The organism is Streptomyces sp. NPDC054794, assembly GCF_053611585.1.
The window spans coordinates 367,123-380,255 of the sequence record NZ_JBSHAQ010000001.1; the positions used below are offsets into that span (position 1 = coordinate 367,123).

Annotated in this window: 11 protein-coding genes, 1 pseudogene and 1 riboswitch; of the genes and pseudogenes, 7 read left to right on the top strand and 5 right to left on the bottom strand. The window is 70.8% G+C overall.

The genetic code is table 11. The features are described from left to right. Positions 1 to 215 precede the first annotated feature (215 nt). The gene (locus ACWGKT_RS01605; protein ID WP_356147845.1) at positions 216 to 2,186 is read left to right on the top strand and encodes a translation factor GTPase family protein; all 1,971 of its coding nucleotides are present in this window, start codon (positions 216 to 218) and stop codon (positions 2,184 to 2,186) included. A gap of 89 nt (positions 2,187 to 2,275) precedes the next feature. Beyond that, entirely contained in the window at positions 2,276 to 4,147 is a 1,872-nt protein-coding gene (locus tag ACWGKT_RS01610; protein WP_453272005.1) for a cellulase family glycosylhydrolase, read from the top strand. A 59-nt stretch (positions 4,148 to 4,206) separates the two neighbouring features. Here the strand turns inward: ACWGKT_RS01610 and ACWGKT_RS01615 are convergent, their stop codons facing one another. Continuing rightward, positions 4,207 to 5,457, bottom strand: a complete 1,251-nt coding sequence (locus tag ACWGKT_RS01615; protein WP_453272006.1) for a YncE family protein — start codon at positions 5,455 to 5,457, stop codon at positions 4,207 to 4,209. A gap of 162 nt (positions 5,458 to 5,619) precedes the next feature. Between ACWGKT_RS01615 and ACWGKT_RS01620 the strand changes: the two genes are divergently transcribed. Further along, complete coding sequence (locus ACWGKT_RS01620) at positions 5,620 to 6,279, top strand: TetR/AcrR family transcriptional regulator (protein ID WP_356147838.1); 660 nt, start codon at positions 5,620 to 5,622, stop codon at positions 6,277 to 6,279. A 30-nt stretch (positions 6,280 to 6,309) separates the two neighbouring features. Here ACWGKT_RS01620 and ACWGKT_RS01625 read toward each other — a convergent pair whose 3' ends face one another. After that, complete coding sequence (locus tag ACWGKT_RS01625; RefSeq protein WP_453272007.1) at positions 6,310 to 6,852, bottom strand: hypothetical protein; 543 nt, start codon at positions 6,850 to 6,852, stop codon at positions 6,310 to 6,312. Positions 6,853 to 6,857: 5 nt separating this feature from the next. Continuing rightward, on the bottom strand, positions 6,858 to 8,501 hold the full coding sequence (gene ctaD, locus ACWGKT_RS01630; RefSeq protein WP_453272008.1) for an aa3-type cytochrome oxidase subunit I: 1,644 nt from the start codon (positions 8,499 to 8,501) through the stop codon (positions 6,858 to 6,860). Between the two features lie 106 nt (positions 8,502 to 8,607). On the opposite strand from ctaD, the pseudogene ACWGKT_RS01635 reads away from it, so the two are divergent. Together ACWGKT_RS01635 and ACWGKT_RS01640 are read left to right on the top strand one after the other, a co-directional pair. After that, positions 8,608 to 9,120 (top strand): annotated as a pseudogene (locus tag ACWGKT_RS01635) (RNA polymerase sigma factor); the annotation flags it as partial. A 397-nt stretch (positions 9,121 to 9,517) separates the two neighbouring features. Beyond that, the gene (locus ACWGKT_RS01640) at positions 9,518 to 10,540 is read left to right on the top strand and encodes a CU044_5270 family protein (RefSeq protein WP_453272009.1); all 1,023 of its coding nucleotides are present in this window, start codon (positions 9,518 to 9,520) and stop codon (positions 10,538 to 10,540) included. Positions 10,541 to 10,607: 67 nt separating this feature from the next. Next, positions 10,608 to 10,690, bottom strand: a riboswitch (ZMP/ZTP riboswitch). Positions 10,691 to 10,717: 27 nt separating this feature from the next. On the opposite strand, the gene ACWGKT_RS01645 is transcribed toward ACWGKT_RS01640, so the two are convergent. Then, on the bottom strand, positions 10,718 to 11,575 hold the full coding sequence (locus ACWGKT_RS01645; RefSeq protein ID WP_453272010.1) for a hypothetical protein: 858 nt from the start codon (positions 11,573 to 11,575) through the stop codon (positions 10,718 to 10,720). A gap of 60 nt (positions 11,576 to 11,635) precedes the next feature. Between ACWGKT_RS01645 and ACWGKT_RS01650 the strand changes: the two genes are divergently transcribed. Then, on the top strand, positions 11,636 to 12,184 hold the full coding sequence (locus ACWGKT_RS01650) for a MarR family winged helix-turn-helix transcriptional regulator (RefSeq protein ID WP_453272011.1): 549 nt from the start codon (positions 11,636 to 11,638) through the stop codon (positions 12,182 to 12,184). A gap of 24 nt (positions 12,185 to 12,208) precedes the next feature. Here ACWGKT_RS01650 and ACWGKT_RS01655 read toward each other — a convergent pair whose 3' ends face one another. Further along, entirely contained in the window at positions 12,209 to 12,574 is a 366-nt protein-coding gene (locus ACWGKT_RS01655) for a nuclear transport factor 2 family protein (protein WP_235453052.1), read from the bottom strand. Positions 12,575 to 12,746: 172 nt separating this feature from the next. Here ACWGKT_RS01655 and ACWGKT_RS01660 point away from each other — a divergent pair, with 172 nt between their 5' ends. Continuing rightward, positions 12,747 to 13,049: a hypothetical protein gene (locus tag ACWGKT_RS01660; protein WP_453272012.1), complete on the top strand. Its 303-nt coding sequence runs from the start codon at positions 12,747 to 12,749 to the stop codon at positions 13,047 to 13,049. Positions 13,050 to 13,133: the final 84 nt, after the last annotated feature.

Here is a 13,133-nt window from a genome sequence, read left to right on the forward strand (position 1 = left end):
AGCCATCGAACGTGATGTAGGTCACTCTATGGCCGGGTCCTGGGGGCGGCGAGTGCTGCGACCGGGTTTTGTTGAGCGTTAATGCATTGCCGTCGGGAGCCCGGCCCTGCTGCACTTCTGGCGACCCGACGGCACACCGAGAGGACCGACGATGCGAGCTGCGTGCATGTCCACCCAGGAAGGAATCCCACCCATGCCGAAGGACATCGCGCTCAGTGCATCTGCTCAATCTCGGAATCCTCGCGCACGTAGACGCCGGTAAGACCAGCCTGACCGAACGGCTGCTGCACACGGCCGGAGTCATCGACGAGCTCGGCAGCGTCGACGACGGGAACACCCGGACCGACACCCTCGCGCTGGAGCGGCAGCGCGGCATCACCATCAAGTCCGCCGTCGTCTCGTTCCCGCTCGACGGCGTCACCGTCAATCTGATCGACACCCCCGGTCACCCCGACTTCATCGCCGAGGTGGAGCGGGTCCTCGGCGTGCTCGACGGCGCGGTCCTGGTCGTCTCGGCCGTCGAGGGCGTCCAGGCGCAGACCCGGGTCCTGATGCGGACCCTGCGCCGGCTGCGCATCCCGACGCTGGTCTTCGTCAACAAGATCGACCGGCGCGGCGCGCGCGACGAGGCGGTCCTCGACGCGCTGGCCCGGCGCCTGACGCGGTCGATGGTGCCGATGGGCGCCGCGGCCCGGCTCGGCACCCGCGACGCCCGCTTCGTCCCCGGGCTCGGCCGGGCCGCCCTCGACGTCCTCGCCGAGCACGACGAGGAGCTGCTCGCCGCGTACGTCGAGGACACCGTCTCGTACGACCTCCTGCGCGCCGCCCTCGTCACCCGCACCCGGCAGGCGCTGGTCCATCCGGTGTACTTCGGCTCCGCCGTCACCGGCGCCGGCGTGCCCGAGCTCGTCACGGGCATCGAGGAACTGCTGCCCGTCGCCGACGGCGACCCCGCGGGGCCGCTGTCCGCCACGGTGTTCAAGGTCGAGCGGGGCCCGGCGGGGGAGAAGATCGCCTACGCGCGCGTCTTCTCCGGCACCCTCCGCGCCCGCGACCGGATCCCCTTCGGTGACGGCCGCGAGGAGGGCAAGGTCACCGCGGTCAGCGTCTTCGACCACGGCACGGACGCCCGGGAGGACGAGGTCCCCGCGGGCCGGATCGGCAGGCTGTGGGGCCTGGGCGGCGTCCGGATCGGTGACGCGATCGGCGCACCCCGGACGGTGTACGAGCACCACTTCGCGCCGCCGACCCTGGAGACGGTCGTCGTCCCCGGGCCGGGCGTGGACCGACGGTCGCTGCACGTCGCGCTCACCCAACTGGCCGAACAGGACCCGCTCATCGACGTACGTCACGACGAGGTGCGGCGGGAGACATCCGTCTCCCTCTACGGCGAGGTGCAGAAGGAGGTCGTCCAGGCCACCCTCGCCGACGAGTACGGCCTCGACGTCGGTTTCCGCGAGACGACGACCATCTGCGTGGAGCGCCCGGTCGGGACGGGGGCGGCCGTCGAGTTCAACAAGAAGGACGCCAACCCGTTCCTGGCGACGGTCGGCCTGCGTGTCGAGGCGGCGCCGGTCGGCTCGGGGACGGACTTCCGGCTGGAGGTGGAGCTGGGATCCATGCCGTACGCCTTCTTCAAGGCCGTCGAGGACACCGTGCGTGAGACGCTCGCCCAGGGGCTGCACGGCTGGCAGGTCACCGACTGCACGGTCACCATGACCCACTCCGGCTACTCGCCCCGGCAGAGCCACGCCCACCAGGGCTTCGACAAGAGCATGTCGAGCACCGGGGCGGACTTCCGCGGACTGACCCCGCTGGTCCTGGTCGAGGCGCTGCGCCGGGCGGGCACCCGGGTGTACGAGCCGATGCACCGCTTCCGTCTTCAGGCCCCGGCGGACACGCTGGGCGCCCTGCTGCCGGTGCTGGCCCGGCTGGGAGCGGTGCCGCAGACCACCGCCACGCACGGCCGGGCAGGTGTGCTGGAGGGTGCGGTGCCGGCCGCCCGGGTGCACGAGCTGGAGCAGCGGCTGCCGGGGCTGACCCGGGGCGAGGGCGAGCTGGAGAGCGCCTTCGACCACTACGCGCCGGTCAGCCGGGGCGCGGTCCCTCAGCGGCCGCGCACCGACCACAACCCGCTGAACCGCAAGGAGTACCTGTTGAACGTGACGAAGAGAGTCGGCGGGTGAGGGCCGGGGGTGAGGGCCGAGCGGTGACCGAGACTCAACTTACTCACGAGTCAGAAGGATTGACGGTGCCCTGATCCCGCCGGAATGTAATGGACATGCCGAACATGCGGGCGCGTCTGATCGTCGTCTTCGTTGTCACCGTCGTCCTCAGCGGATTCCTGACGGTGGCGGGCACCTCGCCCGCCACCGCCGCCACACCGTCCGACTCCCTCTGGTTCGACGGCACCCCCCTCACGGTCCACGACGGCCGCTTCGTCGACGGCCAGGGCCGCGAGGTCGTGCTGCGCGGCTACAACGTCTCCGGCGAGACCAAGCTGGCCGAGAACGGCGGCCTGCCCTTCGCCTCGGTCGCCGACGCGCGCAGGTCGGCGGCCGCGCTGCGCGCCCTCGGCGGCGGCAACGCGGTCCGCTTCCTGCTCTCCTGGGCCGAGGCCGAGCCCGTGCGCGGCCAGGTGGACACGGCCTACCTGGCCGCCGCCACCGAGCAGCTGCGGGCCTTCCTCGACGCCGGCATCCGCGTCTACCCCGACTTCCACCAGGACCTCTACTCCCGCCACCTCTTCCGCACGGGAAGCTGGTACACCGGCGACGGAGCACCCAAGTGGGCCGTGGACGCGGGGAGTTACCCCAAGGAGTCCTGCGGGATCTGCTTCTTCTGGGGTCAGAACATCACCCAGAACGCGGCCGTGACGAAGGCGCAGTACGACTTCTGGCACAACACCTACGGTCTCCAGGACGCCTTCCTCGCCACGGCGCAGTCGACGATGGCCTACCTCACCCAGCACCTGACGGACGGCGAGTTCGTCGGCGTCGTCGGCTTCGACCCCTACAACGAGCCGTACGCCGGCACCTATGAGTCCGGCCAGACCTCCCGTACCTGGGAGCGGGACCTGCTGTGGCCCTTCTACCAGCGGTTCCGGGCCCGCATGGACGCGGCGGGCTGGCAGGCCAAGCCCGCTCTCGTCGAGCCGAACCTGTTCTGGAACGCCAACATCGCCTCCCAGAAGCAGGAGGGCGGGCTGCTCGAGGCGGGGACGCTCGGTTCGCGCTATGTCTTCAACACCCACTTCTACGACCAGAAGGCCATCTCCGGCATCCTCATGTGGGGCAAGGCGAACGACGGCCAGTACGCCACCGACTTCGCCGCGATCCGCGACCGCGCCGCGGCGGCCGGGACCGCGGCCGTGGTCAGCGAGTACGGGCACCCACTGTCCGGCACGGTCGCGGACAAGGCGCCGACCGTCCTGAAGGCCATGTACCAGGCCCTCGACTCGCGTCTCCCCGGGGCGAGTTGGTGGTCGAACCCGGCGGCCTCCGGCCCGGTCCTGTCCGGCTCGCAGTGGCAGTGGGACCTCTACAACGGCCGCCACCACGAGCTGATGAACGACAACCCCGACAAGGTGCTCACCTCCGGCGACGCCTGGAACGACGAGGACCTGTCCGCCGTGCGGCTCGACGACTCGGGCACGGCTACGCTCCGGCAGGACGCCCGCCTGCTCGACCGGATCTACCCCGCCGCCACCTCCGGCGCCACGGCCGCCTTCACCTACGAGGACCGCTCCCGGGACGGCTCCACCACGCTGACCTGGAACCCGGTGCCCCGCACCCTGCCGAACGTGTCGCGTCTGGTCGGCTCCGGCCAGTACGGCCTCATGGTGTGGCGCTCGGGCAGCGGTACGGCCCCCACCGAACTGCATCTGCCGGCGTCCTTCCCGACCGTCGCGACCACGGTCGTCTCCGACCTCGGCACGGCCTACGCGCCCCCGCCGTACACGGCCTCGACCCCGGTCGGCGTGGCCCCGGAGCCGGGCGGCACGGGCAGCCGCCGCCTGCTGCTCACGGACGCGGACTCCGGCACCCTGCACTACGCGCTGGTTACCAACGGGGCGACCGCGCCGTCGGCCGACCTGCTGGGCGCGGCGCGGTCCGAGCTCACCGCCTGGGCGGCGGCGCGCTTCTGACACCGCGCGTCGGCCTTCGGGACGTATCCCGGAGGCCGACGCACCGGCTCGACGGACTCTCAGCCCGAGGACGGGCCGGTCCAGTCCTCCTGCACGTGCCCCAGCCGGACGCGTTGCGGGTGGTCGCCGACCGCGACGGACGCGACTTTCCGCCCGGTCGCGAAGTCGATGGCGGTGACCTGGTCGGCGCCGCTCTCGGAGATGATGCAGTCCTTGCCGTCACCGCTGACCGTGGCCCAGTAGGGCTTGGAGGCGGTGACCAGCGGACCCTCCTGGAGGGTGGCGCGGTCGACGACGGTGGCGTAGTCGTCCATCGTCCCGGCGACGCACAGCTTCGTGCCCGCCGGGTTCATCGAAATCCCGTGGTGACGCGAGTCGTTGACCCAGGTGGTGCGGTCCTCGCTGGTCGCCGGGTTCTTCGGCAGGGTCTTCATCCGGGTGATCTTGTCGGTGGCGACGTCGTACTCCAGGAAGCCGTTGAAGAACGACACCTGGAAGTAGAGCTTCGACTCGTCGGGGGACAAGACGGCGGGACGGACCGCGTCGGAGAAGTCCTTGAGGCCGAAGGCGTTCAGCCGGTCCCGCATGTCGATGACCTTGACCTGCTTGTACGTGGTCGCGTCCACGACCGTGATGTGCCGGTCGCCCTTCGTCCAGTCCCAGATCGGGTCGTCGAGGGCGGTGTTGACGTCCCCGATGGCCATGTTCCAGATGTACTTGCCGTCCTTGGTGAAGATGTTCTCGTGCGGCTTGTCCCCGGTCGCGAACGAGCCGACCTGCTTGCCCGTGTCGATGTCCAGCACGTGCACGGTGTTCGCGGTCGAGGCGGACACCGCGACCCGGGTGCCGTCGGGGGAGACCGCCATGTGGTCGGAGCGGTAACCGGCCACCGGGAAACGCCAGTTGATCTTCCCACTGGCGAGGTCGATCGAGACGACGTCGGCGAAGCTCGGCCGGGAGACCACCACCGACCTGCCGTCCGGCGTGGAGTACATGTCGTCCACGAACTGGTCGTGGCCCTCGCCGACGCCGTTGCGGATGGCCATGAAGTAGATCCACCTGATCGGGTCGGCGTTGATCGCCGCCATCCGGGCGTCCTTGTCCGGGATGACGTTGATCCGGCCCACCTTCGCGAAGTCGCCGGAGGACTTGATGACGTCGGCGGTGCCGTCCCAGTTGTTGCCGACGAACATCACCTCGCGCAGACCGACGGCGTCGGTAGCGGCACGGGCGGCGGTCGCGGGGGCGGCGACGGTCAGGGCGAGGGCGGCGGCCACGGAGCAAAGGTGCCTGGGTCTGAAGGCAGGCATGACTGCTCTCTCCTCAGGGGTGGGGTGTGGGAGGTGAGGAATCTGAACACGTGCGCATTCAGAGTTAACTTACTGAAAAGTAAGGTGGGGGGGCCTTCTCCACAAGACCGCGTACACGACAAAATTGGTCCTGGGTGGGCGAGTTGAGGACGGGAGGAGACCGTGGCGGGCAGGCTCAGGGCGCCGACCGGCCGTTATGCCGGCAAGTCCGCGCTGGAGCGCCAGGAGGAACGGCGCCGGCGCTTCTTGGACGCGGCGCTCGGGCTCTTCGGCGACACTCCGGGCTTCCGCGCCAGCACCGTCGCGTCCCTCAGCGAGGCCGCGGGCCTGTCCACCCGCCAGTTCTACGAGGAGTTCCGCACCCTGGAGGACGTCCTCGCGGCCCTGCACCTCCAGGTCAACGACTGGGCTGAGCAGGCCGTACTGGCGGCCCTCACCGGCGCGGACGGCCTGCCGCTCGCCGAACGCACCGCCGTGATCTTCCGCGCCTACGCCGGGAACGTCACCGCCGACCCGCGCCGCGTCCGCATCACCTTCGTCGAGATCATCGGCGTCAGCCCGCGTCTGGAGGAACAGCGCCTCGCCCGTCGCGCCCGCTGGGTCGAGCTGATCTGCGCCGAGGCCGACGCGGCCGCCACGCGCGGCGAGGCGGCCCCCCGTGACTACCGGATCGCCGCGGCGGCGTTCATCGGCAGCGTCAACGGCCTGCTGCACGACTGGAGTGCGGGGTGGGTGGACGCGAGCCTGGACGAGGTGGTCGACGAACTGGTCCGGCAACTGCTGGGGATCCTGCGTCCGGACGGGTGGTCACCGGAAGGCTGAGCGCTCGCCCTGCCCGGGGTGTCGCCGCCATCAACGGCCCCGCGTGTGGGCCGGGTTCACGCCTGGTGCACCCGTCACACGCGTTGGACCACCAGAATTGGACCACCAGAAGTGGACCGGCACCCGACCCCGGGTCGCCGGGAGCCCGCCGACCTGGGGGGCCGACGGGATCCGGGCGACCCGGCACGGCACGGCATGTACCGGCCGGGCCAGGCACTGGCCCCCCGGTGTCAGGCTCAACGAGTACAGCAGCAGGCCCGCCGACGCCAGCAGGGCGCACCCCAGCGCGACGCCGGCGAGCAGCCGCTGTCGCAGGGCGCGGTACCTACCCTCGTACTCGCGGCGCAGCTCCTCGGCGCGCTCGGCCGTGCGCTGCCAGGAGGCGCGGGCCAGCGACAGGTACTCCGTCTCGAACTCCCGCTCCACCTCGTCGCATTGGGTGTCCGTCAGCCAGCCGAGTCGGGCGGTGAACCGCGTGGCGGCCGTGCGGCCCTCCTCGCGGGCGGCCGCGAGGAGCAGATGGCCCTCGATCTCGTTCACGAATGCGCGCACGTCGTGCGGACGGTCGCCCATGGCGGTCACCGGGCGGTCAGCTCCCGCTCCGGCAGCGGGCCTTCGATCTCCGGGTGGTGCAGGTCGAACGCCGGGGACTCGCTGCGGATGCGGGGCAGGGAGTGGAAGTTGTGGCGCGGCGGCGGGCAGGAGGTGGCCCACTCCAGCGAGCGGCCGTAGCCCCACGGGTCGTCGACCTCGACCGTCTCGCCGTACTTTGCGGTCTTCCAGACGTTGTAGAAGAAGGGGAGCAGGGACGACCCGAGCAGGAACGAGAAGATCGTCGAGACCGTGTTGAGCGTGGTGAGGCCCTCGACCGCCAGATAGTCGGGAATCCGGCGCTGCATCCCGTTCGCGCCCAGCCAGTGCTGCACGAGGAACGTGCCGTGGAAGCCGATGAACAGCGTCCAGAAGGTGATCTTGCCGAGGCGCTCGTCGAGCATCTTGCCGGTGAACTTCGGCCACCAGAAGTGGAATCCGGCGAACATGGCGAACACGACGGTGCCGAAGACGACGTAGTGGAAGTGGGCCACCACGAAGTACGAGTCGGAGATGCTGAAGTCGATGGGCGGCGAGGCGAGCATGACACCGGTCAGGCCGCCGAAGACGAACGTGACGAGGAAGCCCATGACCCACAGCATCGGGGTCTCGAAGGACAGGGAGCCCTTCCACATGGTGCCGATCCAGTTGAAGAACTTCACACCGGTCGGGACCGCGATCAGGAAGGTCATGAAGGAGAAGAAGGGCAGCAGGACCCCGCCGGTGACGTACATGTGGTGGGCCCACACGGTCACGGACAGACCGGCGATCGAGATGGTCGCCGCGACCAGACCCATGTAGCCGAACATCGGCTTGCGGCTGAAGACCGGGATGATCTCACTGATGATGCCGAAAAACGGCAGGGCGATGATGTAGACCTCAGGGTGTCCGAAGAACCAGAAGAGGTGCTGCCACAGCAGTGCTCCGCCGTTGGCCGCGTCGAAGATGTGGGCGCCGAACTTGCGGTCCGCCTCCAGGGCGAACAGCGCGGCCGCGAGGACCGGGAACGCCAGCAGGACCAGCAACGCGGTCAGCAGCACGTTCCACACGAAGATCGGCATCCGGAACATGGTCATGCCCGGGGCACGCAGGCAGATGATCGTGGTGATGAAGTTGACCGCGCCGAGGATGCTGCCGAATCCGGACAAGGCCAGACCCATGATCCACATGTCGGCCCCGACTCCGGGGGTGCGGATCGCGTCCGACAGTGGAGCGTAGGCGAACCAGCCGAAGTCGGCCGCGCCCTCCGGCGTGAGAAAACCACCGACCGCGATGAGCGAGCCCAGTAGGTAGAGCCAGTAGGCCAGCATGTTCAGCCGGGGGAAGGCGACGTCGGGCGCGCCGATCTGCAGCGGCATGATCCAGTTCGCGAAGCCGGCGAACAGCGGCGTCGCGAACATCAGCAGCATGATCGTGCCATGCATGGTGAACGCCTGGTTGAACTGCTCGTTCGACATGATCTGCAGGCCCGGACGGGCCAGTTCGGCGCGCATGAACAGCGCCAGAACGCCGCCGACGCAGAAGAATCCGAACGCGGTGACCAGATACAGCGTGCCGATCGTCTTGTGGTCCGTGGTGGTCAGCCACTTGATGATCCTGGGGGCGACGCCCCTGCGGTTGATGCTCTTCACGCCCCGCCTGTGTCCACGGCGGGCCCGCACGTCACACTCGGACGACGGGACAAGAATCACGGGCAGGGGGTGTGACGATCCGGCAAGTGCCGGACACGAACGAAGCATGAGCAACGACGAGATCTTCGCCGCTGCCTATCGCGAGCACTACTGGGCGGTCAGCCGCTATGTCGCGCGGCGACTGGACGGGCGGACCGGCGAGGTGGAGGAAGTGGTGGCGGAGGTGTTCACGGTCGCCTGGCGGCGCCGGGCCGACCTGCCGTCCTCGCCCCTGCCCTGGTTGTACGGCGTGGCACGCAACTGCCTGTCGAACGCGGTACGCGGCTACGGACGCCGGCGCCGGCTGGTGGACCGGCTGGGCAACGACGACACCGCGCACGGCCGGCACATCGTGGACAGCCCCGACGCCGAGATCCCCGGCGCCTGGGTGCACGACGCGCTCGACCGGCTCGCTCCGGCGGACCAGGAGGTACTGCGCCTGACGGCCTGGGAGGAACTCGGCGTCGACGAGATCGCGGTCGCCCTCGGCTGCGGCAGCCGTGCGGCGGCCATGCGCCTGCACCGGGCCCGGCGCCGGCTGAAGGCCGAGATCGACCGGATACGGCCTGCCGGGGTGGCATCGATCGACGGTCGGCCTGGGGTGACGTCGCCGGTCGATGGCGGGTCTGTTGTGACGTCGTCGGTCGATGGTCGGCCCGCTGTGGTGGCGTCGGTCGAGGGTGGGCCTGGGGTGACGTCGCCGGTCGATGGCGGGTCTGTTGTGACGTCGTCGGTCGATGGTCGGCCCGCTGTGGTGGCGTCGGTCGAGGGGGGGCCTGTTGTGACGGCGCCTGTCGATGGCCGGTCTGCCTCGACGGCGTCGGTCGATGGCGGGCCTGCCGTGACGCCGCCGATCGACGGCCGACCTGCCGTGAAGTCGCCGACCGACGGCCGCCCCGCCGTGAGGGGACCGATCGACGGCCGCCCCGCCCCGGAGGCCGCCTCCGCCGAAGCGACCCTGTGCGAGGACCACGGACATGGCTGACGAACTCGAACTCCTGCGCCGCGCCAACCCGGTGCCGGCCGACAGCCCCGGTCTCGGCGACGGGCCGCTGGACCCGCGTGCCGAGGAAGGGCTGCGGCGGCTGCTGGACGAGGACCGCCCGCGGCGCCGTGTCCGGCTGCTCCCGGCGCTGCCCGGCCGGACCCCGCGCGCCCGGTTCGTCTGGGGTCTCGCCGCCACCGTCGTCGTGCTCGTGATCGCCGTCAACGCCGTGCTCGGCGGTCCGAGCACCCAGCGGGCCGTCGCGGCGCCGCGCCCGCTGACCGTCCACGCCCGCTCGAAGCCGGTACCCCTGAAGGACTTGGTCGCCCTGGCCGACGCGGCCGCGGCCGACGGCTCACCGGGCCTGCGCAAGGGCACGCACATGCAGACCTGGAGTCTCAGCATGAGCGACGACGAACAGCCCGTCATGCTTCCCGAGGAGCGGGTGGTGCGCTGGCGGGCGGACGCCACCCACACCGAACTGGTCGTGGCGACCGACCCGAACAGGCCGGGCCGCCCGGTCCTCACCGACGAGGGCGACGACCCGCACGAGGTGGCGGACGGCCATGTGATCAGCCGGACCACCTACCCGCCGATGTGGAACGACGCCCCGCCCGAAGGGACCCCGCCCCACACCGCGGCGGGCCTGCGGGCCTACCTCACCGAGGTCGCCCGTCCCCAGGTCGACCGCGGCACGGCTCCGCTGAGCACCGAGGAACTCTTCGACGCCGTCGGGGAACTCCTCGACCACTGGACCCTCGGCGCCCGCGAATCGGCGGCGCTCGTCCGGCTGTTCGCGCGGGCCGAGGGGCTGCGGCCGGCCGGCGACGTGACCGACCGCCTTGGCCGCCCCGGCCATGCGTACGTGTACGACACCGGACGCGTCCGGCACATGCTGGTCCTGGAGCCGCGCACCGGCGTCGTCCTCGGCATCGAGGACACGTTCACCAAGGCCGTCCCCGAGTTCGGAGTGCGGGCCGGCGCCGTCATGGAATACCGGGCCTGGATGCGCTGATCACACGCCGAGCCGGTGCCGTCCATGAGCCGGGCCTGGGGCGTGATCCACTCCTGAGCCGGTCGACCCTCGTCGCCCGGGCACACGGCATCGACTGTGCGGACCGCTCCCCGGTGGTGCGCCACCTCAGCGTCGGCCACGGCCCGCGCAGAGCCTTGCCGAGAGGCCGTACGAGGCTCAGTCGCCGGCCTCGGGGTCCTCGGGACCCGCCGTCGGGTCCACCCCGGCCAGGAAGCCGGTCGCCTGCGCGCACAGCCGGTCGGCGCCGATGGCCCGCGCCCAGCGGGCGATCTCCGTCGCCAGTGCTCGGGCGCCGGCCTCGTCGCCCGTGTCGCGGGCCAGCACCGCCAGCAGCAACTGCTGGGAGAGCGTGCCGGGCACCGTGCCCGCGCGGGCACCCAGGGCGGTGGCCCGGCGCCAGCGCTCCCCGGCCGCTTCGTGGTCGCCGGCGTCGTGGTCGTGGCCGCCCAGGTGCCGCAGCGCCTCGCGGGCCAGCAGGTCGTCGCGGCCGTCCTCGCCGGCCGCCAGGGCGGCCGCGTAGTGGGCCGGGGCGGCCTCGCGGTCGGCGAAGTGATTGTCCGTGATGAGCCCGAGGTACATCGCCGCCCAGCCGCGGCGCACCGCGTCCGGGGCATCTTCCCGGAGCTCCCGCGCCCGGTCGCGGAGCGCGGCGAGGGCCTGCGGGTCCTTGCCCCGGGGACCGAAACGCAGCGTGCCGTCGACGACGAGCAGCCCGGCGTAGGTGTGCCGCAGCCGCAGGAAGGCCACGTCCCAGTCGCCGTCGGGGAACTCCTTCTCGGCGTCCGTGATGCGCGCCCCGGCGCTGTCCGTCCCGGCGAACCAGTCCTGTTCCAGGGCGACTTCGGCGGCGGCACGGGCCAGGGGCGCCCGGGCGGCGGGCGTGCCGTCGGCGGCCGCGGCCAGCAGACGCAAGGCCCGCTCCCAGCGTCCGGCGGTTCGCAACTCGCCCACACAGGCGAGGAGTTGGTCGAGGGGAATGGCGGTGGTGGGGGTGGGGTTCGACGTGGAAGTCATGTGCGGCAAGGTAGTTGGCGATAAAATCATCCACAAGAAAACCACTGCGAGAGGCAGACGATGGAGGACTCGGTCGACCGGCACGTCGCCGTCTGGACCCGCGAACTGGACTGGCTGGACCCGGTGAAGGAGGCGATCATCGCCCGGCTCGCGATCCTGGCCCGGCACACCGCGCAGACGCGCCGGGACACCCTGGACCTCGACGGCCTCAGGCGCCGGCAGTTCAAGGTGCTGATGACGCTGCGCAGGACCGGACCGCCGTACGAGTCGAGCCCCTCGCAACTGGCCGACCTGCTCGGGCTGACCCGTGGGGCGCTGTCGGCGCGGCTCGGCCCGATCGAGGAGGCCGGGCTGATCACCCGTACTCATGAGACGGGCGACCGCAGACGGGTACGGGTGCGGCTCACCGCCGCCGGGCATGCCGCGTTCGAAGCGCACGCGGCGAAGGAGGAAGAGGCTGAGATCGCCTTGCTCGCAGCATTGACCGAAGAAGAGCGGCGGACGCTAGCCGACCTGCTGCGGACACTGGTCGTGGCTGCCGAGGCCGACCCCGACGCGCCTGCCCCAGCACGGCCCGGGCCGAGAAGGTCCAGGTCAGCCGGGAGGTGACCTGGACCCTGGCGACCCTGCTTCCTATTCGTCCCATGCCTGGATCATGATCTGTTCGGCGATCTTTCCGTCGCGCAGCGTGATCATCGACTCGGCTACGACCCGGACGCCGTCCTCGTACTCGCAGGACTCGCTGTAGGCGGCGTGGTCGCCCTGCACGATGCACTGCTCCAGCTTGTGGGTCATGTCGCGGCTGTAGATGTCGTCGAGCATCTCCGCGATCGCGGGCCTGCCGTGCAGGATCTTGGGGTTGCTGGGCTGGGTGTTGCGGTCGATGATGCGGATCTCCGCGTCGTCCGCGTAGAGCGCCAGAAGGGTGTTGCCGGTGTTCCCTTCTATGCCCCGGCGCAGGGTCTCGGCGTCGAAGGTGGAGCCTGTCGCGGTACCCATGGTGACCTCCATCGAGGGCCCGCGGCCCGAAGGGGAGCAGACCGTGAGGACCTCATCTACGAGCGTGCTCCGCCCCGGCCGCCTCGGCAAGCGCAGCCCGGCCGCTGAGCCTGTCGGGTGAGCCGGGCCCGGCGGCCGTGTCCGCGCGACGGCCAGGAGCGTTGCTGTAGGCATGATCTCAACACGACGTATCGTCGCCGCCGTCGGTCTCGCCGCGGGTGTCACGGGCCTCGCCGCACCGCTGGCGAACGCGGCTCCGGCGGCCGCATCGGACACCGGGAAGATCAACCCGATGGCCGTGCTCGACTCGCTCGCCGCGAGCGAGATTCCCGCCGAGCACCGGGACGAGCTCCCGAGCGTCTCCCAGCAGCTGAGCGGCTTGAACCGCGTCAACGATCTGAACCGGCTCAACGAGCTGCACCAGGTAACCGACCTGGTCGCACCGGTGACCGGTCTGCTGCCCGCCGTCGGCTAGCGAAACCCGCGCGAGGGCTGTCCGGGGACGGGCAGCCCTCAGTCGTGTTCAGGACCCGTACGCGCCTATGCGTCGTACTTCCCG